The sequence below is a fragment of the Sulfurimonas gotlandica GD1 genome, from assembly GCF_000242915.1.
Classification (GTDB): domain Bacteria; phylum Campylobacterota; class Campylobacteria; order Campylobacterales; family Sulfurimonadaceae; genus Sulfurimonas; species Sulfurimonas gotlandica.
In genome coordinates this window covers 2,902,494-2,926,360 of record NZ_AFRZ01000001.1, presented here as the reverse complement: position 1 = coordinate 2,926,360, position 23,867 = coordinate 2,902,494, and the positions used below count along the sequence as shown (strand labels likewise).

Here is a 23,867-nt window from a genome sequence, read left to right as displayed (position 1 = left end):
CTTTTATGATAGAATAGTGTCACACAAAGGATGATATATAGCATGACAAAAATGGATGATATTTTGGACATTAACAGTTATACATTGACATCATCTACAGAGGTAGGTGGTGTTGTTAGAAGTATTTTAGAGATAGCAAGCACAAGTTCGCTTATACATATTTCTTCTTACATACACAACACTGTTCTTGTTCAAAATTTAAAATTAGAACTTGAAAAAAAGCTCCCAGACTCCAAGCTTGTTATGATGAATCATAAGGATAAAACTCACACTTCAGTTGTTGTGTACAACATCGATAGAAAAGTCCAAAAACAAGATATTAGTGATGAAGTATTAAAAGAATTGCAATTACGCGATATAGCAATAACAGAGGATCTTAGAAATTGTAAAAAACAACTTCTTAGTAAATATTTTACTGATCATTTAACAAGTTTTCCAAATCTTTATCAGCTTAGAAAAGATTTACATGACAATGAAAAATTTGGACTGATAACAATAGCAATAGATAACTTTGTCACTATCAATAACTTTTATGGTTTCATGGTTGGAGACTATATAATAGAGCAGGTTGGCAACTACCTTATAGAAAATATAAATGAAAAAATATATAGGGTCTCTGGAACAGAATTTACTTTATATTTAGAAGATAATTTAGGCTTTTATGATTTAAAAGATTATATGACAAACCTTTATGAAAAAATAAAAAATGTAAGCGTTACATATCAAGAAAATGAAATAAGCGTTAGTTTAACTATGGCTTCATGCGTAAATTCTAGCCAAGATAACTTATTTTCTAAAGTTTCTATGGCTTTAAAATATGCAAAAGATAATAGACTGCCGTTTTGGATATATGAAGATAGAATGAGGTTTGAGAATGAGTATGAGAAAAATTTAAATATCTCAAATATAGTTAGACATGCTGTACAAAACTCAAAAATTGTTCCATATTTTCAGCCTATAATGGATAATAAAACATCAAAAATAAATAAATATGAGTGTCTAGCCAGACTTTTAGATGAGAATAATAATGTAATCTCTCCATCTCTGTTTATACCAATAGCAAAACGTATCAAAGTCTATAATGAAGTTACAAAAATAATAATAGAAAAATCATTTAAACTTTTTGAAGCAAATGATTATGAATTTAGTATTAACCTATCTATGGAAGATATAGTAAATAGTGAGATGTTTAACTTTATTCTGCAAAAACTAAAATTAAGTAGTGCTTCAAATAGGGTGATATTTGAAATAGTAGAATCAGAAGCTATTCAGGATTTCGAAAAAATTGCACGTTTTATTAAAGAGATAAAAAGATATGGAGCTAGGATAGCTATAGATGATTTTGGAGACGGCTATTCTAATTTTTCTTATTTGATAAAAATGAATGTTGATTTTTTAAAGATAGACGGATCCCTTATAAAAGATATAGATACAGATAGAAATGCTTATCTCGTTGTTGAGACAATTGTTGATTTTGCAAGTAAGTTAGGTGTTGAAACTATTGCTGAGTTTGTTCATTCAAGTACGGTTATGGATAAAGTTAAAGAGATGGGGATAAAGTATTCTCAAGGTTACCATATAGATAAACCATCAATAAATATAGAGTAAAGAGGTCTTTTGACCTCTTTTAACTACTCTGCTACTTCTACAGTAACTGGAGTACCTTCCCAAACACCGTGTTTAGTACAGTAACCATGAGCAACAAGAGTAAGTTTTTTACCTGTTGGGATTATTGTAAAAGTTGTAGTGTTATGAGCTTTAACGTTACCAAGTGTACCTGGAACATAAGTAGCCCCCGCTAATTTAGTTTCACCGTTGAAAAGTGTAACTGACTCAATATAGTGATCGAAATCATCTGGATGAGTATATTCGTTACCCATTTTTACAGTTACTTCGAATGGCTCACCAGCTTTAGCTGTATCAGCACAGTGAATAAATGGAGAATGACGGTCAATTAAATCTTTTTTTGCTTCTCTTTCTACAGTATCAATATCTACGTATTTGTTAATCTTTGGCATATGGATTCCTTTTGTTATTTTTAAATTTTATACGGTATTGTAACTTATAATCATTTACCCAAACATAAATAAGAGTTTATTTGTCTTATTTAAGAAAAGTTTTATAAATGACTATAGTGTTTTAGCACCACAAAAGACTCTGTTATTTCCTTTGTCTATAGCATATACAATCTGGTACCTACTATTAGCTAAGTTTTGATGGATATCGCTATAGAAACTTATTGTTATCTGATCACCGTTGATTGATTTATGATTTATGTTTTTATCCATAAAGTAAAATGCTATTCCCCTGTCATTAGCATCAAACAGATAAGCTTCTTCACTAAAATTACTAGACTTAATAATACATTTGTCAGGTGGGGAGATTACACTTCTATCCACATCTCTTTTGTTCAGTACAGCTTGAAAACCATCACTAAGTGCTTTTAGTTTTGTACTCTCATTCATAATTTCTATAATTGTCTCATCTAGTATTTTAGAGTTTTTAAGTGAAACGTTGGAGTACTCACCAATACTGTTCAATCCGTTAAATACAGATTTTAATTGCTCTAGCTGAACATCAAACTTCTCTTGAAAAATATTTATAGAATCAATTGTTGTGTGAAGAGTTCCCTCAATAGAGTTAAAATTATTCTCAAGATGCTCTGATTTTTCTCTTAGTTCACCAAAAATTTCTTTAGTAGCTTCAGTATCACTGGTTACATCACCAATACTTTGTTCTATAGAACTAATAACACCTTTAATCTCATTGGCACTGTTTTGTGATTTTTCAGCTAGTTTTCTAACTTCATCGGCAACAACTGCAAATCCGCGTCCATGCTCACCTGCACGAGCAGCTTCAATAGCAGCATTTAGTGCCAGCAGATTAGTCTGTTCTGCAATGTCAGATATAGCTCCAATAGCAATTGAAACTTCTTCTGATAGAGTTCTAAGTCCCTCAACTGACTCTACAGTTTTTTCAATTGATTGATAAACCTTATCTGTACTATCCATATTTGAAGCTAACATCTCTTTACCTTCATCAACACTTTTTATAGATTTCTGAGAGTCGCTTTTTAGAGTCTTCATATTTTCTATAAGCTCTTCATTACTCTGGCTTACACTATTGATAAACTCTATAGATTCTTTAACTACGTTATTTTGTTCTCCTACCATTTTTGAGTTGTCATCAACTTTTACTGTAGCATATGAAGCATTGAATGTTATATCTTTTGACTGTTGTACAACATTTTGAATAACCGGTTGAAGACTATCAGCAGTCTTTTTAAGGTGCCTGATTATTCTGTCAAATTCATTTTTTGTTGAATTATTATGAGTCAGTTCTCCTTCAAGCTCTTTATCTAAAACAAAATTACCATTTTCTATTTTAAAAATAACTTCCAATACTCTTGAAACTCTTTTTGTGATTTCATAATGAAAGAAGAGTTGGATGACTATTAGAACCAGTACGATGTTTAAAAACCAGTTTAATACCATTAAAAAGATGTTGTTATCAAGAACTGCATTATAATCAATAAGATCTATTTTAACATCTTCAACGGCAATGATATTTCCTGTTGTCCATGTAGGATGGCACATCTTACATCTCTCTTCAGCCTCAATGGGACGAGCAAGAATGTAATAATCTTTTCCATCTTCTACAACAAATTTCTCTTTTTGTTTTACATCTCTATTGTTTGAAAAGTAGTCTATAAGAGTCTCTTCATAATCAACAGCCTTATTTCGCTCTAAGGTAGGTTCTTTTGAAGCCTGTTTAAAAAATACTTTCCCCTGTGATACATCTGTAAATCTTTTAAAGACTTCATTTTGAATAACTTGTGGAATCTCAGGGCTTTCTCCGCTAAAAAACTTCTCATTTCTACTCTCAAGCAGTACTCCTGCAAAGTTAAGTATAGATTCTGCTTTTGTTCTCAAGTTACTGTTATACTCATTTTTATTTTCAGTATACAGCTTCGAGTAAGCCGCAGTCGTAACTATAACAATAGTAAGAAATATGATTAATGAGAATGCTGTACTAATCTTGAACTTTCTGAGAAACGTTAACATGTACTACCTTTTGTGATGTTTTTTATGGTGTGAATAGTACTTCAATTATGCTTTGAATCTGATAAAAGAATATAGTCATTATTTGACTAAAATGATTTTAATTGCACGTAGAAGGAGCTTTAAGCCATTCTAAAATCAGAATGGCTTAAAGAGAGATAAAATAATTTATATTATGATTTTGTGTTATGGCTACTATGATTATGTCCAGATTTTTTTGCTCCATAAGTCTTAAATGCATATCCCTTATAAACATTCAATCCCAGATAAAAGATAATCAAACTAGATGCAAAGAAAAAGGCTGCTGTTTTTGCTATTTTTGAAGCAGTGAAAAAATTTATACGTTTTGCCATAATAATAAATGCCCAGATTACAGCTATGTGATTCATTATAGAAAATACTCTTGTCCAAGTGTCTTTTCTTGTAGCAAGTGCTTTTACCTCTTCCGTAGAGATGCCAAAACCTTGAATAAGTCCATTTGCTATATCACTGTAGTGATGCAAGAAGAAAAACTCATAAGTGTGTGAAAGACCACCTATAATAAAGATTGGAGTTATTGCATAACCAAGAGAGTAAAATACTTTTTTAAAATCCTCTTTTAAAATCTTTGAAGCTATAAACATACCGCCATAAACTAAAGATATAGTAATAACCATCGCTAAAAATAGAGCACTGATACCTACATAATCAAGTCCTGGAATAGCAACTTTTTGTTCTAAAAAAGCACCCGTTCTTGACCAGATATATTGGTCTGCTATGGCTACACGACTAAGAGCGTGATGAAATGACATAGTTATTGTTATGGCAGCAGTGATTAGAATCATTGCCCAAACTTCTACTTTATGAATTTGAAAATTTTTAAATAGAGAATTTGACGGTTTAACAAGTTTAAAGCTCACTGCTTCACAAGCATCACTACAGTCCATACATAAAGTACAGTCTGTCATGCTGTCTCTTTTGTCAAAGGTAAAAGGTTTTAGATTATATGAACACGCAGATGCACACTCAAATGTTGTACAACTTTTACAAGACTCTTCATAAGTTCCAAGGGTAGTAAATGATATTTTTGAAAAGCCTCTCATCATAGTCCCTATTGGACAGATAGACTTACAGTAGCTCATATCTTTATATATATAGAAAAATACAACGGAAAGTAGAGTTAGAACAATGAAAAATATAGCAGTAGCTATAGGAGTTTTGTATGCTTGTGGATAGATGTAATAAACCAGCCAGAATCCGACTAGAAGAAGTGTAACACCTATAAATGGATTTGCAAGTGCTTTTGGCATCTTCTTTTTAAGACCAAACTTTGTAATATACTTACCCATAAATCCGTGTGGACAGATGCCACAAAATACTCTACCAAATGTTGATAGAGAAACTACTATAAACAGTGGCCAAAACAGAGACCAGAAAACTGCTGATGTAAATATATTTTCTTCTTTGCTAGGATAGATAATCCCAAAGGCGATAGCATATATAAATAGAGCAAGTACAGCTGTCTGTAAAACTCTAATAAACAATTTGTTTTTAAATATAAATCCCAGAAGAGGGATGTTATAGATATCGTTTTTATCTCTTTTTTGATAATCAACCATGATACGTCCTAAAATTTATAGATATAAGTTAGCATCCCGTTTATAGGAGCAGCCGCTTTATATGACTCATTGCCATAGACATCTTTTAGAGCTTCCATTGCGTAGTATTGGTTTGTGATGTTATTTATATTAAGTTGAATATTATGTGCATCTTTTTCATAGCCAAGCATAATGTCTGTAACGAACTGGTAGCCATCATACTCTTGGGTATTTGCATTATCCATATAGTATTTCCCCCAAGTCTTTGTTGTTACTCTTGATTTAAAGCCATTTTTCATATTGTATGTAGCAAAAAGTGAGTACTGATTTTTTGGAATATATGGTAAATAGTTACCGTCTCTTGAAACTGAAGAAGAACCTACGTTCTCGCTAAATTTAATAAACTTGAACTCACTAAAGGCGTAGTTAGCACCAAGCTGTACACTCTCAATTGGTTTATAAACAGCAGTAACCTCTAAACCTCTTTTTTGTGTTTTACCTGCATTATCATAGATAGAATTTCCATTTGCATCTTTGATTTGAATAATTTCATCATCCACATCATTTTGATAGATAGCTATATCAGCTGAGATGTTTTTTGCTCTTGTTTTTAGACCAATCTCGTAGTTTACACTTGTTGCCATATTTAATTGCTCATTTTCCCCTAGTTCACTTGTAGTCGGAGCTTGATTAGCTGTTGCAACAGAGGCATACATATTTGTTGTGTCAGTTATTTTATATACTGCTCCAAGTTTTGCTGAGAAAAGTGTGTATGATTTATCTACATTGTATAAGCCTTTACCAGCTGTATAGTTTTTAAGACTATAACTATAGGCTGTAACCTCATTACCGCTAATATCAAAGCTAAGTTCATCTACTCTTGTGCTAACATCTATAATAAAATCATTTGATGGAGAGAATGTTTCCATAAGATAACCACCATAAAGGATAGTTTTACTATCCTCAGTCTGTGCTAAAGCACCTTTATTGTCCGATAGGGTTTTACTAATGTATGGGGCAAAGGGCCAACTTGTAGCAACTTTAGTTTCATAATCTGCATATTTATATTTTTTGGCTCCATTAGTAATATCTGCTTTTAATGTTACACCCGCAACAAACGTAGCTTTCTGCCCAAATAGTTTATGAAGATTATTTAGCTCTAAATCAGTTCCATATACACTGTTGTCATTACTATCATTAATCATCCCAGTTACCGGATGAAAATGTTCCCAAGTATTGAAGTAAACTCTAGGTTTAAAAGTAGTACTTCCAACTTCTTTTTCATATTTTGCATTGATAGAAAAAATCTTTGAATCTCTTCCGCTGTTTTGCCATTGATCACTTGTATTATGTTGACTACCTGTATTTTTAAATGTTTCAAACTCACTTGCAGTCATTGAAGCAGGTAGTTCCATATTTGATTCAGTATACGAGAACTCTGTTTCAAATGTTGAATCATCTTCAAACATATGACCATATTTGAGTGTAGCTTGAGTAGAGTCAAACTTATTGTGATCTCTCCAAGAGTTATCTATTGTTCTCTTACTAAAGGTAAAAGCTACGAAGTCATCTTTGCTTAGAGCACCTCTTAGTTTTAGGTTAACATTTCTTTGATTGTCATTACCTGCTCCGACTTTTATTCTATTTTTATCATCTTTAAACACAGATTTAGTAACTAGCTGGATAACACCACCTGTTGCATTTACAGCATTGATAGAACCTGGTCCCTTTTGTACTTCTACACTAGATACATCTTGCATATCTATAAAGTCAAATCTAGTAAAAGAATCAGGATCAGTCATAGGAACACCATCTTTCATGATCATGATCTCTCTAACCCCGTATCTAGCTTTAAGTCCTGCACCCCTGATGATAAGTCTAGGACTTGGAGAGTTGGTTGATGATTCTGCAATTACACCCGGTATATCACCTATAGCATCTTGAATATTGAGTACATTTTTATCTTCAATTGTCTTTTCATCAACAACAGCTATTGATTGAGAGATATCTTTTGTCTTTGTCGATATCTTAGTAGCAGTTACACTAATAGAGTCTAATATGACTTCCTGTGCACTGAGCGATGATAATGCCATTAAAGTGAATATTGATAGTCTTATTTTCATTCTTCTTCCCTTGTTGTTATTCTTAGTTGACAACTTTAACTCACATGTGTTAATTATGTGTTAAGTAATAAAAGAACTCTTTAACCAAAAAATAGATAAAATCGCGCTAATTTAATAAAAGAGTACAAATATGTTAAAACCACTACTGATAGAGATAGGTGTTGAAGAGTTACCGGCTGTTCCACTTTTAAAAGAGTTGAGAAATATTGAAAAAAAGTATGTTGATATTTTAGAAAAAAATTCACTTCTTGGTGAGTTTGAATTTTACTATACTCCTCGTCGTTTGGTTATTTGGCACAGAGAGTTCAATACTCAACAAGCTGATAGTGTAGAAGAGTTTTTTGGTGCTCCTATTGCAGTTGCTTACAAAGATGGTGAACCTACACCTGCTGCTCTTGGTTTTGCTAAGAAGTGTGGAGTATCTATTGATGAGATTTCTGCAGGTACTAAGGGCGGAAAAGAAGTTCTTTATTACAAAAAAGATGTTAAAGGTAAAGAATCAATTGAGCTTCTTAGTGACATCATCAACACTTGGATCAACTCTTTAGACTTCGGTAAGTCTATGAGATGGGGAAGTTCTAGTGAGAGTTTTATCAGACCTGTTCGCTGGGTAAATGTACTTTTAGGTGATGAGCTTGTAGACGTTGAACTATTTGGTGTCACGTCTAAAAAAGAGACTTTTGTTCACCGCATCTCAAACTTTGACTCAGTTAGTATCTCTGGAGCTAAAGAGTACTTTGATGTTTTAAAGAAAGGTGGAGTTACACTTTTTCAAGAACAAAGAAGAGAAGATATCTTAGCAAACTTTGCATCTTTAGAAAAAGACAATGGCATCCAAATAGAAGTAGATGCAGACCTTCTTGATGAAGTTGTAGCTATTACTGAGCATCCAACTGCACTACTTGGAACATTTGATGAGGAGTTTTTAAGACTTCCTCCTGAAGTTATCATCACTTCTATGAAAGAACACCAGAGATACTTTCCAGTATTTAAAGATGGAAAACTTTTAAACAAGTTTGTTGTGGTTTCAAACGCACTTACAAATGATTTTTCTGAAGTTATAGAGGGAAACGAGAGAGTTCTTCGTCCTCGTTTAGCTGATGGACTTTTCTTCTACGATAATGACTTGAAAAATGGACTAAGTACAGAGGGACTTGAAAAAGTTGCATTTTTTAAAGGTCTTGGCAGTGTTGCGGATAAAATTCAAAGAGAAGCAAAAATAGCTAATATTCTATTTGACAAATACAAACCAGATGCTAAAAAAGAAGACCTAGACAGAGCTATCAGTCTAGCTAAGGCTGATCTTACGAGCGAGATGGTTTATGAATTTACAGAACTTCAGGGTCTTATGGGCTCATACTATGCACTAGAGCAGGGTGAGAGTCAAGAAGTTGCAACTGCAATAAATGAGCAGTATCTTCCAGATGGTGAAGACAGCGCGCTTCCGTCGACTGCTATTAGTGCTATAGTTGCTATGAGTATAAAACTAGATACTCTCTTAGCTCTGTTTAGCATCAACCAAATTCCTACAGGTTCTCGTGATCCATTTGCACTTCGTCGTGCTGTAAATGGTCTTGTTAGAATTACAAGAGAGCATAATCTGGAGTTTGATATAGTTGAAACAATGACTGAGCTTGCATCTGGATATGCTGAGATAGATATGCAAAAACTTGAGAGCTTTTTCCTAGAGCGTGTAAAACAGTACTATAAAGTAAATCCTTCTATAGTTGAAGCTGTTCTTGCATCCGGAGAGAGAGAAATAGTTGCGATGGGTCAGAAAATAGAAGCTCTAGATGCTATTGCTAGCGCTGAAGGTTTCAGTGAGTCTTTTTCTACATTTAAGCGTGTTGCAAACATCACTAAAGATATCGACCTTTCTCAAGATATGAGTGTAGATGCTAAACTGTTTGAAGATAAATCAGAAGAGGCTTTATTTAATGCTTACAATAACGTTGCATCCAAATCATACGACTCTTATGAAGAGGAGCTGGATGCACTTCTAGGTCTTAAACCAGAACTTGATAAATTCTTTGAAGGCGTAATGGTAAATGCTGAAAATGAAGCTGTTAAAAACAATAGAAAATCTTTAGTAGCATCTATCTACAAAAGTATTTTAAATATTGCAGACATTAAAGAAGTTAGTGTTTAATTTAGTAGATTTCGACTACGTCAACGAAAAAGACAGGAAACTCACAGAGCTTTTCCTGTCTCCATCTACAACTACAAAAAAATATATCCTCGGTATAAATTCACTAACAAAAGCAATACTCAAACATGTAGAAGTTGATGGAATTATTGATGATTTCTCAAGAGTTCAACGCTCTAGGAAAAAAGAGATACTCAGCATCGATGATGTGCCTTTTGACTCAATTATCTTATCAGTTTCTACTGGCAGTCCACTGGAAGTAAAAAATACTTTAGATGCTAAGGGCTACACCAACTTTAACTATCTGTCTTTTTACAGATACTCAAAACTACCTTTAGTTGCACCGCCTTTCATGCTGGATTTTGAAGAAGACTTTAGACAAAATCATGAAGAATATACCTATCTTTATGACTTATTAGAAGATGAACTCTCACGTGAAGTATTTACTAAAGTTCTAAACTTTAAAATATCATTTGACTTTGACTTTATGCATGGCTTTACAAACAACCATGACGAACAATACTTTGATAGAGCAATAGTTCCCAAGATAAAAAATATATGTTTTGTAGATGGCGGTGCATATGTAGGAGACACCATCCCACAAATCATAAAAAACTTCTCCGATTATAAAAAGATTTATGCTATTGAACCAAATAACTTACACATAAATATAGCAAAAAGAGATTTTGGGGATATAGAAAATATAGAATTTATAAACTGCGGTTTAGGTGCTAAAGAAGAACTAAATTATACAAACGAACAAGAAAATCAAAATAATTGTGACCATAACTACCAAGCAACAGAGATAAACACTATTGACAATATAGTAAAAGAAAAAGTAGACTTTATAAAGCTAGATATTGAGGGTGCAGAACAAGATGCCATAGATGGTGCAAAAGAGACTATAAAAAAATATAAACCAATCCTAGCCATCTGCATCTATCACAAAGCTGAGGACTGGTATAGGATCCCTAAAAAGATACTTTCTATAGAAAGTGAGTACAAGGTTTATTTACGTCACTATATGGAAGGTATATTTGAGAGTGTCCTTTATTTTATCCCTAAAAAAAGGTAAAATTTAAATACCAACTAAAAAGGTAGAGAATGAAAAAACTATTATACATACTGCTTACTACGCTACTAAGTACAAATATACTGGCAAATACTGAGGTAGAAGAGTCTATCGTTAAAATATACACTGTGTCTAAAACTCCAAACTATATGACCCCATGGAACTCAAATATAAATAGATCTCATGGCTCAGGAAGTATTATAGAGGGAAATAGAATCCTTACTAACGCTCACATAGTTGCAAATGAAACATTTATAGAAGTAAAGCGATATGGTTCTTCTAAGCGTTATGAAGCAAAAGTAGAGTATATATCTCATCAAGCAGACTTGGCAGTTTTGAGAGTTAAAGATGAGACATTTTTTAAAGGTGCCAAGAGTCTGACTTTTGGAGAGCTTCCAACAATACGTCAAGAGGTTACAGTATATGGTTTTCCTATGGGTGGAGATAGTCTTAGTGCTAGTACAGGTATTGTATCAAGAATAGAGCATAACAGATATGCCCATTCAAAAGAGATATTTTTATCTATACAGATAGATGCAGCTGTAAACCCGGGAAGTAGTGGTGGTCCTGCTGTGAGTAATGGTAAGATAGTTGGTGTTGTAATGCAGCAAATATCACGCTCTCAAAACCTTGGTTATTTAGTCCCTGCAGAAATAATTAAACACTTTTTAGATGATATAAAAGATAAAAAATATGATGGATTTGCTCATATGGGTATAGGTACTCAAAAAATGGAAAATGAGACACTTCGACGTGTTAATAAGATGGATGACAATACAACTGGTGTTCTTATTATTGATGTTGCGCAGAAGTCAGCAGCATTTGATAAGATTAAACCGGGTGATGTCTTACTCAGCATTGATTGTAATAAAATAGAAAATGACGGAACAGTTGAGTTTAGGCATCACCAATTTACATCATATAAATATTACATTGATAAAAAGCAACTTGGAGAGAGTGTCACTGTACGTGTGTTGAGAGATGGTAAGAAACAAAAGATTTCCGTGCAACTTAATAACATAGCAGATGACAACCTTTTAGTAGATACGGTCTTTTATGATGTTATGCCCAAGTATTATGTCTATGGCGGTTATGTTTTCTCCCCATTGAGCAGAAATCTGTTGATGAATAGTAACTCTACGCTTTTAGAGCTAAGAGATGCAGCTTCTAAGTGGGCAACAGATGATAAGGAAGAAGTAGTTCTTTTACTGAAAGTTCTAGCATCTGATATAAGTAGAGGAGATCATAATTTTTCTCTTTGGATTGTAGATAAGGTAAACTCTAAGAAGTTTAAAAATTTTAAAGAGTTTTTGAAGATAGTAAAAGAGTTTGACGGTAAATATCTTATTATAGAAAATGAAGAGGGTGTTAAGATAGCTATAGACAGGGAGAAGGCTTTGGAGATTGAAAAAACTATTCTAAAAAGATACAGCATTAAAAGTAGTGAGAGATTATAGTTGTATGATTTAGCAATAATTGGTGCAGGTATAAACGGTGCGAGTGTAGCTCATGAATTTGCCGAGGCAGGCAAGAGAGTAATCATCTTTGATATGGATGGAATTGCAAGTGGTGGAAGTGGTGCGGCTGGTGCATTCATAGCTCCTAAGTTTTCAAAAGGCGGAGAATTAAAAGAACTGCTTCACGATGCATTTGTTTACAGTATGGAGTTTTATGAGAAAAACTTCCCCAAATTATTTACAAAAACAGAGCTCCTGCATATTGCCAAAGATGAAGAGTCATCAGAAATATTAAAAGAGTATAAGCAAAACACACCACTCAAGTTAAGAGAGCCATCTTTAGAGTACCTAGAGAGTCTTACAGAGCACGCAAACGCTTACGAACATATATGTATAGATGCAGGAGTAGTAAATGCTCAGGCTATGTGTAGAGCCATGAGCAAGAGTGCTAAGTATGTAGAGCAAAAAGTAGAGACCCTTGTCTATGATGATGGACTGTGGATTATAAATGACTCTTACAGTGCTAAGAGTGTTCTTTTGGCTACCGGTGCTTATGAGAGTGTTGTAAAAGAGCAATATATAAATCTTCGCGGTGTCTGGGGTCATCGTATTGATATAAAGACATCAACTTCAAATCCATACAGCATCCATCAAAATGTATCTATCTCTCCAAGCAATGATGGTGAACTTGCAATCGGAGCTACTCATAATGTTCACTATCATCCACAAACAGCGACTAAGCCTTACGATGTAGAAGCAGGGCGGGCAGAGTTGTTGGAAAAAGCAAGCAGAACGATAAGTTTGAAAGATGTTGAGGTTCTTAGAGATTTTACAGGATTGCGTTCGGGCTCATTTGATTATATGCCACTTATAGGAGCTCTTGTCTTATCAGAAGAGACACTTGTTTCTAAAGGTATTAGATTTAAAACTAAAAAACCTGATTTTGAGGAATACACATACTATCCAAATCTTTATATGATAAATGGAAATGGCGGTTATGGTTTTGTATTAGCGCCATACTTGGCAAAGATTTTGAGCGAGCATATTCTTAGTGGTAAAAAGATCAGTGAAAAACTCAGCCCGGCTAGATTTTTCGCTAGATGGGCTAAGAAACTTTAAACTATTGTAGTTTTTGGATAGTAGGTGGATTAGTTCTAAAAGCATTTTTAAATGCATTGATACGTTTTTCTTTTATCTTCCCAACTGCCAGCGGAGCTAAGAAATATGCCACATCTACACATTCACTTGCTGCATAATTGTTGTCATGAGTAAAATAAATTTCTTTACCAAGTTTAACAGCTTGTGCGGCGATATTTCTAGCATATGCAATAATCTCTTTATGATGTCTGTCATGCTTATGCCCACTTCCAAAATAGACAAATTTTCCATTTAGACTAAGGTTTAAATAGTCTTGATAATTTAGTTGCTTGTCAAAACGAGTTAGTTGGTTTGAGTTGTATTTATCTAAATCTGCATCTAGCTCTTCTAATATAGGTGTTGGTTCAATATTGCCTCTGTTTAGACCAAATAGGTATTTTATTTCTAAAAGCTTTCCTCTGTAACCATCTCTAATTGATTTTGAAAAAAGATTCATCATGTCATTAAAGTTTAGTTCATGAAACTTATCATCAAACACAAATCCCTGCTTTGCTAGTAGTGAGTTGGTGTTAAAACCAACAGGGCTTATAGTCGGATTGTATAAAAAGATGGTTCCAGCTACAGTTTTACGCTTTTTTTTGAGCATTTCTTCTAGGTCGTTTATATCTATTAGTATATCTTCTCTGTTTTCATCTTTTTCATTGATGTAAATATAATGTTTTGTTAAGTATTCCTGGTCGAAGTTTGTTGAAAATTTTCCGAATGTCTGCATATTTTGTAGTCCTATATAACTTTCGCGAATTATACTATAATTCTCGACATGATTTATATTGCTTTTTTATTTTTTACATTTTTGATACTGGCTTTTGCTATTTACCATTGGCAGCATTTTATAGTTTTTTCTCCAACACATTTTCGTGAAGAGGAGATTGGCAGTTGTTGTGAGATACTTAGCATCACGACAGAAGATGGAGTAGAGCTTGAGGGTGTGGCCTATGAACCTTCAAAAGCAAAGAGTACAATTATTTTTTTTGGTGGTAGAGAACATGATAGTGTAGGTCTTATAAATAGACTATCTTCTAAGTTTAAAGATAGCAGGATAGTAACCTTTAATTATCGCTCTTATGGAAGAAGTGAAGGCACAATAAGTGAGCAGAATATGCTTGGGGATGCTTTAAAAATAGCACAAATAGTTCAGAAAAACTATGGTGACTTTTATATTTTAGGTTTTTCTATGGGGGCAAGTGTAGCTGCGTTTGTAGCAAGTAAGCATAAACCATTAGGAGTATTCTTAACTGGCGCTTTTGATTCAACAACCTCTTTAGCAAAAGCAAGATATGGGGTAGTGGTTTCGTGGATACTAAGGTATAAATTTGATAATATAAAATTTGTAAAAAGTATAGAAGCACCGGTATATATGTTTTCAAGTAAAAGTGATGAAGTAGTATATATTAAAAATGCTAGAATATTAAAAAACAGTATAAAAAATCTGGCTCTTTATAGAGAGTTTGATAGTTTAAGTCATAAAGAGTTACTTTGGTGTAATGAAGTGATAGATGAAATAAATGGAGTGATATCATAATGGAATTAGGATTTATGTTAAAGAAGTTTGTTACTTTCTTTGTTGAGCCATATGGAATGGTTTTTTCGTTATTTGTGATTTGGTTTATTCTCTCAAAACTTAAAAAATATAAATTGGCAAAGGTCTCTTTATCTCTCGCTTTTGGGCTTCTCTTTATGTTCTCATATCCGCCTTTTTCAAACTATTTGATTTCAGATTTGGAAAATCAGTATCCAAAATATGACTATAAGCATAATATAAAATATATTCATGTTTTAGGAAATGGACATAATGGTGATGAGACTCAGCCTATATCATCTATAATCTCAGAAGCAGGAACGAGAAGAGCTTTGGAAGGCATAATAATCTATAATCAAACAGAAGGTTCAAAGTTGATTTTTACAGGTTTTGGTGGTGATGAAAAAATATCAGTTGCCAAAATGAATAAAAGATTGGCATTGGCACTAGGGGTAAAAGAGGAAGATATTATTCTTGGAGAGAAAGCAAAAGATACACAGGAAGAAGCCTACTTTACAAAAGAATTAGTTGGTGATGAGCCATTTGTTCTCGTTACAAGTGCGAGTCACATTCCGAGATCGATGATGCTGTTTGAGTCTATAGGTTTAAAGCCAATAGCTGCTCCAACCGCTTTTTATAAAGATAAATTTAGAAGTTTTTTAAAACTTCCAACTATGGGTTCATTTTACTTATCTCAAATTGCCATGCATGAATACTTGGGAATCTTATGGAGTAAGTTGAGAAGTTAGATGAGAAGCTAAAGAAGCTTTCTCATTAACTCTATATGATAACTCTCCTGATAATTTATGAAGTCAAAAAACTTAGATAGTTCTTCATCTTTTATAGCCTCACTTAACTCTTTACACATAACTTTTGCAGCTTCTTCTTCAGCTATTCCATCCGTTACGAATTGTTTGAGATCCTTTACGACATAAGTCATCTCATGTAGTTCTCTTGGAAGTGCTAAGATGCCAAGTTTTGCCATCATATCTCCAAAAGATTTGAGATGAAAGTGTGACTCATCTATTAGGTCGCTAAAAACATTGTACTGAATTACATTCTCTGTTCTTGCTTGCATATATGCATAGACTAAGATAAGCTCATACTCTTTGTATGACTCTTCAAACAGAAATAGAGTAAGAGCATCTATCTGGTCTCGTTCTAGATTTTTGTCTAACCACTCTCTCTTCATATTAAAAGCAGTGACTGGTTTATTATTTGACTCTCTTCTTAAAATCTGTGTAAGGTATTCTAGAAGGTAGGTGTCGTCTGTTTTAATCCTATCTGCTAGGACACTACTTCCATAAACACTCTGTATGCTTTCAACTTCACTTACTAATGCTTCTAATATTTCAAAAACATTTTCTTTTTTGTAAAGAGTCATATCTCTGTCATAGTTATAGTCATCTCCATTTGTAAGAGTATCTGTACCTATCCACTTCATATGTCTGAATGCTATTTGGGCAAAGTCATAAAGTCTTGATTTTATCTCTTCATCACTTATTGCAAATGAAGCAAAAGTTATGCTTAGCCATAGTTCGTGTTTCTTCTGGTAGATTTTATTCATTGTTCTCTCCTTGCATATTTTCAGCTTCACAGCTATCTTTCATCTTTAGTATGTGCAACTCTTCTTCTGCACCATTTTGTATGTTTTCAAAGTTTTTCATAGAAGCTATAAAAGCTGTAAATACTATATCTGCACATACTTTTTGCTGAGGAGTCATACTCCCTAGTTTTTCATTCATCTTCTGAATAGCACCGTTTGCATACTCGAGATCGTTGCTTTTTATCATCTGAGTAAACATCGATCCTATTACAACAGTGTCCTGACAGCCATTAGTAGCGAACTTAACATCTTTGATAATCTCACCATCTAAAAGAGTGTAAAAGATTACATACTCTTTTGTTTTTTCATCAAGTCCAACACCTACGCAGTTTGCATTTTCAAGTTTACCATAATTCTTTGGATCCATTAAATGTTCCAATGTATCAGCGTTTATTCCATCAGGAATTTTTACATCTTTTAGCATTTCATTCATAGTTTAATTCTTTATAATTTTTGTTAATGTAATGGTAACTAAAATAATAGTAAAATTCCATAATATTTTTCCACACAAAGAGAGTTCATCTATATGTTTTTAAAACTTCCAAAACTTTTAAGATTTTTACTAATTTTTATTCCATCTTTAACACTTCTATATGTTGTTCTAAGAGTTGCTTTTTACATTGCTTTTAGCGACCCGACATCTCCTCTAATCATAAGTGATTTTATTAAGTCTATGTGGCTTGGACTAAGATTTGATTTGAGAATGGTTGTGCTTATGGTTCTTCCATTTTTTATTCTTGGAGGAATCAAATGGATAAGCCCTTTTAAGCAGACTTTTTTTCGATATTTTTGGTTAGTATATTTTAGTGGGGTATTCGCTTTTTACTTTATGTTCTATATTTTTGATTTTGGTCACTACTCTTATCTAAATACAAGGCTTGACTTTACAGCTGTTCGGTTTTTAGAAAATCTTGATATTTCAACACAAATGGTTTGGGAGAGTTATCCTGTTATCTGGATTTCTATTGGAATCGCCTTAGCAAATTTTATTTTCATATATCTCATATATAAACTTTTTACTCTTATCTCAAAACAAGAAGAAGCGAATATAACTATAAAAAAAGGTATAGCATTTGGCTTAGGCGCGTTTTTAATTCTCCTGGTTGCAGGTTATAGTAAGTTTTCTCAGTATCCTCTTCGCTGGAGTGAAGCAGCTTTTTCAAAACATCCATTTGCAACACAGCTAACCTACAATCCAGTACACTACTTTTTCGATACTTGGAAAAATGGACGTGTTTCTTATGATAAGAAAAAAGTTGCTAAGTATTACTCTATCATTGCTGATTTTATAGGTGTGAAAGATAAAGATGAAAAAACTTTAAATTATAAAAGAAAAGTAACTCCTAAACATCCAATAGGAAACCAGCCAAATATTGTTATAGTTATTTTAGAGTCTTTCGCATCTCATAAATCAAGTGTTTCAGGTAATCCACTAGATCCGTCTCCTTATGTTAGAGAATTGGCTGAAAATGGATACCTGTTTAAAAACTATTTTACACCATCAACCGGAACAGCACGTTCAATATACACAACAGTTACAAGCCTGCCTGATGTTGAGTTAAAGGGAACTTCTAGTCGTAACCCTCTTATTGTAAATCAGCATAGTATCGGACAGGATTTTAAAGGTTATGATAAGTCTTACTTTATTGGGGGTTCAGCATCTTGGGGAAATATCCGTGGAATGTTGACTCAATCTATGGATAATCTAAAGCTTTACGAAGAGGGTGATTATTCATCTCCACGTACTGATGTTTGGGGTATCTCAGATATTGATCTGTTTCGTGAGGCACATAAAGGTCTTTTAACAAGAAAAGAGCCATTCCTATCAGTAATCCAGACTTCTGGGAATCACAGACCATATACTATTCCTGATAATAGCTATGGCTATGAGCCAAGAACTGATATTAGTGAAGAAGAAGTAGTAAAGTATGGTTTTCACTCTGTAAAGGAATATAACTCCTTTAGGTTTATGGACTACTCTGTTGGGCATTTTATGGAACTTGCCCGTAAGAGTGACTACTATAAAAATACTATCTTTATATTTTGGGGAGACCACGGTATAGATGGAAGAACAGGTGAGCATACTTATGTTGGCGAAAGCAGTTCCCATCTTAGTTTAGGCTCACATAGAGTGCCTTTTGTAATCTATTCTCCTCTTATAAAAGAGCCAAAAGTTTTTGATAAAGTGATTAGTGAGATAGACGCATTTCCAACTATCGCATCTATGGCTAATATCTCATATACTGGTACTACATTGGGTCGAGATGCTTTTGATGATAGTTTTGATGATAGCAGATATGCTTTTACGATTCAGCATAGCACAAATCCTACCATTGGTTTAGTTGGAGAGAAATATTACTTTAAAACAAAAGAAGATGGAACAGGTGCGGGACTCTATGAAATCCAAAGTGACACACCACTAAAAGACCACTCAGCCGAGAATCAAGAGCTTGTTAAAAAGATGAAAGATTTGACCTATGGCATCTATGAAACTGCTAAGTATATTCCATACTTCAACAAACAAGAAGATGCTAAATAATTAGTATTTAATTCTAGCGAGGTAGAGCCCGTTACTTGGTGCGGGTTTTATTTTGTGATTTTTCTTACACTCTAACTGCTCTTGTAACTCTTTTGCATCTAGTCTCAGAAGTGCTCCAACCATTAAGCGGATTTGACTTCTTAAAAATCCATTTGCCTCAAAGTTTAAAATAATGTAGCCTTTATATTTATATGCAAAAGCTTTGTAAATTATTCTAATACTGCTTTTAGTATCACTGCCTGTTTTCATAAAGTTGGCAAAGTTATGTTCACCAATATATAGTTTGATATTTTTCTCAATGGCGTTAAAGTCTACAGAGTTTAAAAATGTAATGAAACTATTTTCAAATGGATTACTTTTTGATTCTTTTATAAGGTATCTATAGACTCTTTTTTTAGCACTGTATCTTGCATGAAACTCTGCATCTACTTCTTTAATAGCTTTGACCTGAATACTAGAAGATAACATATCATTTAAAACTTTTTTTAGTCTCTCTAAATCCTGCCAAAACTCTGGAAGGTCTATATGGCAGACTTGACCGGTAGCATGGACACCTTTATCTGTTCTTCCAGATGCAATGATTTTGGAGTCTATACTAAGCTGTGAGAGAACTTTTTCAATATTTCCAAGGATAGTATTGGATGAGCTTTTTTGAGCTTGCGAGCCTAAGAAGTCTGTGCCATTATAGGCAATCGTTAAAGCACAACGCATCTCTTACTAGAATCTCTCTACGATATTTTTTTTGTAGATTATGTATGTTACTATCAGCCAAGTGATAACTACTGTTGGAATCGTATAGTAAACTAAAGATTTTTGCAGTCCTAGTGTCGCACCGTAATATAATAAAACACCTAAAAAGAGATATAGGTATATTCTTCCCTTTTGATGTCGTACATGAACAACACCAATACTAACTACTAAAAATAGACTAATCAGCGGAAAAAGACTTAAGAGCGTATCAGTGATCATCATATGTGTTTTACTCTCTTTTCTATCATTTGAGAGCCAATATTCAAGAGGTGTTCTGTAAACTGCCAAATCAGTTCTCATAGTGTCATTTATATACATAGTATCAAAGTCGATTTGTGAAAACTCTTCTTTAGAATAGCTGTAGCCTTCACCTTCTATGAGTTTTAGTCTAAGTATTCCGGCATCGTTAATAATCTCAGCTCTTTTAGCACTAATGATAATTTCTTCTTTTTTGTTCTTATTGAATAAAATAACATCAGAGTATGTCTCGTTTTCATTATCTTTACCTATGTAGAGAAGCCAGTCACCAAAGCTATGTCCAAACTCCGAAGCACTGAGGTTAAACTTAGCTTCACTCTTTTTGTAAGATACAAAGTTACTGGAGAGTGTTGTAGCGTGAGGAAAAAGTACTAAAAAATTAAACATCAAAAGAGCGCTAAGAAGAGCGGCCGGTTTAAATAGTGTTTTGATTATAAATTTTGGATGGATACCCAGAGCAAACAGAACAACCATCTCGTTGTCAGTAGAGAGCCTAAAAAGAGACAGAGTGGCTGCTATGAAAAATGTTAGAGGCAGTGTATAAAACAGAATCTCGGGAAGTACAAAAAGATATAGTTTTACCATATCCCAAAGTGTCAGCTGAATAACAGCCGTATATGTTGCTAGTTTAATCATAAAAATAACAGATGCAATGGCAAATAGAGGCATAAACATAGATAAAAATATCATGTAAAGGTTGTTGATTATGTATTTTCTGAGTCTATCCATGATTAATAATTTGCCTCGATATATGCTAGGATTGGAGAGTCGTAAATATATACCATAAATGTAGCAAGAGCTAAAAATGGTACAAAAGGAACTCTCTGATGTTCTGCTGATTTGTTTAGAAGTAAAAGCATAACAGGTAGAGCTAAAATAGCAGATAAAAATATAGCTACTAAAGTCAGTTTAAGACCAAGAAGTGCTCCCATTGTAGCAGCTACCATGATATCTCCCTCTCCCATGGCTTCTACAAAAGGTGTTCTATCATAAAATCTATTCCAAGAAGTTTTAGTCTTTAATCCAGCTCTATAAACGGATGAAGTAAGATAGTAAGATAGTACAAATCTAAGCAGTGTAAATCCACCTGCAAAGAGCAGAGCGTTTTGAAAGTTAGTGAAAACTCCACTTAAGTTCCAAGCTCCAAAGATTGCAAAAAACATAGCTAAAAGATTTAGAGAGTCTGGAACCATTTTGTATCTAAAATCTATAACAGAGAGAGCTAAAAGCATTAAAAAACTAAGAGCTATTAAAAGTGCAGGAAAAGCAAGAGTAAATTTAGTAGCTATTGTTAAAAAAATAAGTCCTGAGATGATTTCTATGATTGGGTATTGTGCAGATATTTTTATTTTACAAAATGAGCATCTGCCTCTAAGAAATATCCAAGAAAAGATAGGGATGTTATGCCAAGGTTTTAGAGGAGTTTGACAACTAGGACAGTGCGAAGAACCAAAGACTACACTTTCATCATGTGGTATTCTAAGTATCACTACATTTAAAAATGAGCCAATAACAGCTCCAAAAACAAAAGCAATTAGCATCTCCACTATTTCAATCCTCCAAAACGGCGTTCTATCTTTTTATAACTTTTAATGATTTTTTCCAAATCATCAGTTGTAAAATCAGGCCAAAGCGTGTCTACAAAAAATAGTTCAGCATAGGCTGCCTGCCAAAGCAGAAAGTTAGAGAGTCTGTGATCTCCGCCTGTACGAATTAACAAGTCAACATCGTGCTTACAATCAAGTGCATTTCCCAGCATCTCTTGTGTAATATCATCTTCGTAGTTTTTTATCTTATTAATAGCGCGAAGCATCTCGTCTTGTGAACCATAGTTAAGTGCTAAAGATTGAACTAAACCATCACAATGAGCAGTTTTGTCTTTTACATCTTTGATAGTCTTTTGAAGAGATTTTGAAAATGCTCTTATATCACCTATAGGCTCAAAACGAACATTGTTATCTAGATAAACCGGCAGTTCATTCTTAAGGTAGTTTTCTAGCAGTTTCATAAGAAACTCAACTTCCAAACGAGGTCTTTTCCAATTTTCAGTTGAAAAAGCATATAGGGTCAAACGCTCTATCTCTTTGTTGTTTGAACAGTATGTAGTTATCTCTTTAACAACTCTAGCTCCAGCTTCATGACCTTTTACTCTTTTCTTACCACTTAGTTCTGCCCAGCGACCATTACCATCCATGATGATGGCTATATGTTTTGCTCTATTCATCTCTATAGATTCTTCGCATGTTCTAATATGTCAAATGCCAGACTTAGTTTATCAGCATCTGGGAGTGATTCGATTTTATCTGGAGTAATAAACTCTACCATATTTCTGTCACTACCAAAACTAGAAGAGTCTTTTAGAATATTTAAGCATACAGCATCTATGCCCTTAGTATCTATCATTTTTGAAGCGCTCTTCATTGCACTTTCTATGTCCATCTCAGCTTTAAATCCAATGGTAACTAAGCCATCTTTATCAATAGAATTTAGGATATCAACATTTTTAGTAAGACTAAGCTCGAAACTATTCCCGAGCATCTCTTTTTTAAGTTTACCATTTTGCACAAATTTAGGAACATAGTCGCTAACTGCAGCTGCCATAAATAGATACGGCTTTTTTTGTATCAGGTGGATTTGCTCATCTCTCATAAGTGTTGCTTTAGATAACTTGCCTTTTTTAGCGATGCGAATAGAATCTGTTAGATACTCTAGCATCTCATCAGAAGATTCAACATCAATAGTGTGCATATCTTGTGGAATATTGTCTTCAAATCTTGTAGCAATCAGATTTACATCGGCACCCTTGCAGTAAAGGGCAGTAGCAATTGATGAAGCCATTTTTCCGCTGGAGAAGTTTGAAAGATATCTAACATCGTCTATTTTTTCTATAGTTCCGCCACCAGTTACAATAACTCTTCTGTCATTCCAAAACTCATCTCTTAGAAGGGCTTTGGCAGATTGCCAAAAAATGTCTATTGGCTCAGCCATAGCTCCATCACCGGTAGTCTTACATGCAAGTTCTTTTGTCTGTGTGTCTACCATCTCGTAATTAGCAATGGCAAGCATTTTAAGATTACCTTGAGTGATAGGATTGTGCATCATATTTGTGTTTGCTGAAGGAGCTATAATCTTAGCATCTGGATAAGCAAGTGCACATTGAAGCAGCATATTGTCTGCTATAGCATTAGCAAGTTTTGCAATTGTGTTTGCAGTTGCAGGAGCGATGACAAATAGGTCAGCCCATTGTGTAGTTTTTATGTGATTATGATCATTAACCCAAGACTCATTCGTGTCATCTAAAACCTGGTTTGAGGTAAGTACTTCAAAGCTAAGAGGAGTTACAAACTTTTTAGCTGACTCACTCATTACAACTTTTACATCAGCACCTGACTTAACGAAGAGTCTAACGAGCTCTAGTGATTTATAAACAGCAATAGAGCCAGTAACTCCTAAAAGTATCTTTTTGTCTTTAAGTAAGTCAGATGGAATAAGCATAAAATAACCTCTTATAAATATATAATGGATTATACCAAATTAATTTGCTTGATTATCTACTTATTGATGTATATCAAGCCAACTTTTAAAATCTTTGATAGAATTT

20 protein-coding genes are annotated in these 23,867 nt (G+C 33.7%); 8 read left to right on the top strand and 12 right to left on the bottom strand.

Annotated features, from left to right (window positions below; translation table 11 throughout):
* Positions 1-42: 42 nt before the first annotated feature.
* Entirely contained in the window at positions 43-1,608 is a 1,566-nt protein-coding gene (locus SMGD1_RS14365) for an EAL domain-containing protein (protein ID WP_008337316.1), read from the top strand.
* Positions 1,609-1,631: 23 nt separating this feature from the next.
* Here the strand turns inward: SMGD1_RS14365 and SMGD1_RS14360 are convergent, their stop codons facing one another.
* The 4 genes from SMGD1_RS14360 to SMGD1_RS14345 all read right to left on the bottom strand — a co-directional run bounded on the left by SMGD1_RS14360 (position 1,632) and on the right by SMGD1_RS14345 (position 7,761).
* Positions 1,632-2,018, bottom strand: coding sequence for a class II SORL domain-containing protein (locus tag SMGD1_RS14360; protein ID WP_008337148.1), 387 nt, complete (start codon positions 2,016-2,018; stop codon positions 1,632-1,634).
* Positions 2,019-2,129: 111 nt separating this feature from the next.
* Positions 2,130-3,932 carry a methyl-accepting chemotaxis protein gene (locus tag SMGD1_RS14355; RefSeq protein ID WP_008337163.1) on the bottom strand — a complete coding sequence of 601 codons (1,803 nt, stop codon included), beginning with the start codon at positions 3,930-3,932 and terminating at the stop codon, positions 2,130-2,132.
* Positions 3,933-4,234: 302 nt separating this feature from the next.
* Positions 4,235-5,659 (bottom strand): 4Fe-4S binding protein, encoded by a 1,425-nt coding sequence (locus tag SMGD1_RS14350; RefSeq protein ID WP_008337310.1) that lies wholly within the window; start codon positions 5,657-5,659, stop codon positions 4,235-4,237.
* Between the two features lie 8 nt (positions 5,660-5,667).
* Positions 5,668-7,761 (bottom strand): TonB-dependent receptor, encoded by a 2,094-nt coding sequence (locus SMGD1_RS14345; RefSeq protein WP_008337405.1) that lies wholly within the window; start codon positions 7,759-7,761, stop codon positions 5,668-5,670.
* Positions 7,762-7,891: 130 nt separating this feature from the next.
* On the opposite strand from SMGD1_RS14345, the gene glyS reads away from it, so the two are divergent.
* Genes glyS through SMGD1_RS14325 form a run of 4 tightly spaced genes read left to right on the top strand, consistent with a single transcriptional unit; the run spans position 7,892 to position 13,555 of the window.
* The gene (glyS, locus tag SMGD1_RS14340) at positions 7,892-9,910 is read left to right on the top strand and encodes a glycine--tRNA ligase subunit beta (RefSeq protein WP_008337087.1); all 2,019 of its coding nucleotides are present in this window, start codon (positions 7,892-7,894) and stop codon (positions 9,908-9,910) included.
* Entirely contained in the window at positions 9,903-10,982 is a 1,080-nt protein-coding gene (locus SMGD1_RS14335) for an FkbM family methyltransferase (RefSeq protein WP_008337256.1), read from the top strand. The genes glyS and SMGD1_RS14335 overlap by 8 nt, the downstream gene beginning before the upstream one ends.
* A 29-nt stretch (positions 10,983-11,011) precedes the next feature.
* A complete protein-coding gene (locus tag SMGD1_RS14330) occupies positions 11,012-12,436 on the top strand; it encodes a S1C family serine protease (RefSeq protein WP_008337611.1) in 1,425 nt (474 codons plus the stop codon).
* Positions 12,437-13,555 carry an NAD(P)/FAD-dependent oxidoreductase gene (locus tag SMGD1_RS14325; RefSeq protein WP_008341621.1) on the top strand — a complete coding sequence of 373 codons (1,119 nt, stop codon included), beginning with the start codon at positions 12,437-12,439 and terminating at the stop codon, positions 13,553-13,555.
* 1 nt (position 13,556) lies between these two features.
* On the opposite strand, the gene SMGD1_RS14320 is transcribed toward SMGD1_RS14325, so the two are convergent.
* A complete protein-coding gene (locus SMGD1_RS14320) occupies positions 13,557-14,306 on the bottom strand; it encodes a hypothetical protein (protein ID WP_008337259.1) in 750 nt (249 codons plus the stop codon).
* Positions 14,307-14,354: 48 nt separating this feature from the next.
* Between SMGD1_RS14320 and SMGD1_RS14315 the strand changes: the two genes are divergently transcribed.
* Complete coding sequence (locus SMGD1_RS14315; RefSeq protein ID WP_008337536.1) at positions 14,355-15,116, top strand: alpha/beta hydrolase; 762 nt, start codon at positions 14,355-14,357, stop codon at positions 15,114-15,116.
* On the top strand, positions 15,116-15,862 hold the full coding sequence (locus SMGD1_RS14310) for a YdcF family protein (RefSeq protein ID WP_008341620.1): 747 nt from the start codon (positions 15,116-15,118) through the stop codon (positions 15,860-15,862). Before SMGD1_RS14315 ends, SMGD1_RS14310 begins: the two co-directional genes overlap by 1 nt.
* Positions 15,863-15,870: 8 nt before the next feature.
* Here SMGD1_RS14310 and SMGD1_RS14305 read toward each other — a convergent pair whose 3' ends face one another.
* Both SMGD1_RS14305 and SMGD1_RS14300 read right to left on the bottom strand, forming a co-directional pair.
* Complete coding sequence (locus SMGD1_RS14305; protein ID WP_008337592.1) at positions 15,871-16,680, bottom strand: protein-binding non-hem iron; 810 nt, start codon at positions 16,678-16,680, stop codon at positions 15,871-15,873.
* Entirely contained in the window at positions 16,673-17,152 is a 480-nt protein-coding gene (locus SMGD1_RS14300) for an iron-sulfur cluster assembly scaffold protein (RefSeq protein ID WP_008337133.1), read from the bottom strand. The genes SMGD1_RS14305 and SMGD1_RS14300 overlap by 8 nt, the downstream gene beginning before the upstream one ends.
* 93 nt (positions 17,153-17,245) lie before the next feature.
* On the opposite strand from SMGD1_RS14300, the gene SMGD1_RS14295 reads away from it, so the two are divergent.
* Positions 17,246-19,258, top strand: coding sequence for an LTA synthase family protein (locus tag SMGD1_RS14295; protein ID WP_008337101.1), 2,013 nt, complete (start codon positions 17,246-17,248; stop codon positions 19,256-19,258).
* Here the strand turns inward: SMGD1_RS14295 and truA are convergent, their stop codons facing one another.
* Genes truA through coaBC form a run of 5 tightly spaced genes read right to left on the bottom strand, consistent with a single transcriptional unit; the run spans position 19,259 to position 23,761 of the window.
* Positions 19,259-19,969, bottom strand: coding sequence for a tRNA pseudouridine(38-40) synthase TruA (gene truA, locus SMGD1_RS14290; RefSeq protein ID WP_008341619.1), 711 nt, complete (start codon positions 19,967-19,969; stop codon positions 19,259-19,261).
* 6 nt (positions 19,970-19,975) lie between these two features.
* Positions 19,976-20,995, bottom strand: a complete 1,020-nt coding sequence (locus SMGD1_RS14285; RefSeq protein ID WP_008337315.1) for an LptF/LptG family permease — start codon at positions 20,993-20,995, stop codon at positions 19,976-19,978.
* A gap of 2 nt (positions 20,996-20,997) precedes the next feature.
* On the bottom strand, positions 20,998-21,807 hold the full coding sequence (locus tag SMGD1_RS14280; protein WP_430738973.1) for a prepilin peptidase: 810 nt from the start codon (positions 21,805-21,807) through the stop codon (positions 20,998-21,000).
* Positions 21,808-21,812: 5 nt separating this feature from the next.
* Positions 21,813-22,490: a di-trans,poly-cis-decaprenylcistransferase gene (locus tag SMGD1_RS14275; RefSeq protein ID WP_008337560.1), complete on the bottom strand. Its 678-nt coding sequence runs from the start codon at positions 22,488-22,490 to the stop codon at positions 21,813-21,815.
* A 2-nt stretch (positions 22,491-22,492) separates the two neighbouring features.
* On the bottom strand, positions 22,493-23,761 hold the full coding sequence (coaBC, locus tag SMGD1_RS14270) for a bifunctional phosphopantothenoylcysteine decarboxylase/phosphopantothenate--cysteine ligase CoaBC (protein ID WP_008337295.1): 1,269 nt from the start codon (positions 23,759-23,761) through the stop codon (positions 22,493-22,495).
* Between the last annotated feature and the right edge of the window lie 106 nt (positions 23,762-23,867).

Bases quoted from the DNA above. Each gene is read 5' to 3' on its own strand.
- SMGD1_RS14365 (WP_008337316.1), top strand. From the start codon at position 43: ATGACAAAAATGGATGATATTTTGGACATTAACAGTTATACATTGACA.
- SMGD1_RS14360 (WP_008337148.1), bottom strand. From the start codon at position 2,018: ATGCCAAAGATTAACAAATACGTAGATATTGATACTGTAGAAAGAGAA.
- SMGD1_RS14350 (WP_008337310.1), bottom strand. From the start codon at position 5,659: ATGGTTGATTATCAAAAAAGAGATAAAAACGATATCTATAACATCCCT.
- SMGD1_RS14345 (WP_008337405.1), bottom strand. From the start codon at position 7,761: ATGAAAATAAGACTATCAATATTCACTTTAATGGCATTATCATCGCTC.
- glyS (WP_008337087.1), top strand. From the start codon at position 7,892: ATGTTAAAACCACTACTGATAGAGATAGGTGTTGAAGAGTTACCGGCT.
- SMGD1_RS14330 (WP_008337611.1), top strand. From the start codon at position 11,012: ATGAAAAAACTATTATACATACTGCTTACTACGCTACTAAGTACAAAT.
- SMGD1_RS14320 (WP_008337259.1), bottom strand. From the start codon at position 14,306: ATGCAGACATTCGGAAAATTTTCAACAAACTTCGACCAGGAATACTTA.
- SMGD1_RS14315 (WP_008337536.1), top strand. From the start codon at position 14,355: ATGATTTATATTGCTTTTTTATTTTTTACATTTTTGATACTGGCTTTT.
- SMGD1_RS14310 (WP_008341620.1), top strand. From the start codon at position 15,116: ATGGAATTAGGATTTATGTTAAAGAAGTTTGTTACTTTCTTTGTTGAG.
- SMGD1_RS14305 (WP_008337592.1), bottom strand. From the start codon at position 16,680: ATGAATAAAATCTACCAGAAGAAACACGAACTATGGCTAAGCATAACT.
- SMGD1_RS14300 (WP_008337133.1), bottom strand. From the start codon at position 17,152: ATGAATGAAATGCTAAAAGATGTAAAAATTCCTGATGGAATAAACGCT.
- SMGD1_RS14295 (WP_008337101.1), top strand. From the start codon at position 17,246: ATGTTTTTAAAACTTCCAAAACTTTTAAGATTTTTACTAATTTTTATT.
- truA (WP_008341619.1), bottom strand. From the start codon at position 19,969: ATGCGTTGTGCTTTAACGATTGCCTATAATGGCACAGACTTCTTAGGC.
- SMGD1_RS14285 (WP_008337315.1), bottom strand. From the start codon at position 20,995: ATGGATAGACTCAGAAAATACATAATCAACAACCTTTACATGATATTT.
- SMGD1_RS14280 (WP_430738973.1), bottom strand. From the start codon at position 21,807: ATGCTAATTGCTTTTGTTTTTGGAGCTGTTATTGGCTCATTTTTAAAT.
- SMGD1_RS14275 (WP_008337560.1), bottom strand. From the start codon at position 22,490: ATGAATAGAGCAAAACATATAGCCATCATCATGGATGGTAATGGTCGC.
- coaBC (WP_008337295.1), bottom strand. From the start codon at position 23,761: ATGCTTATTCCATCTGACTTACTTAAAGACAAAAAGATACTTTTAGGA.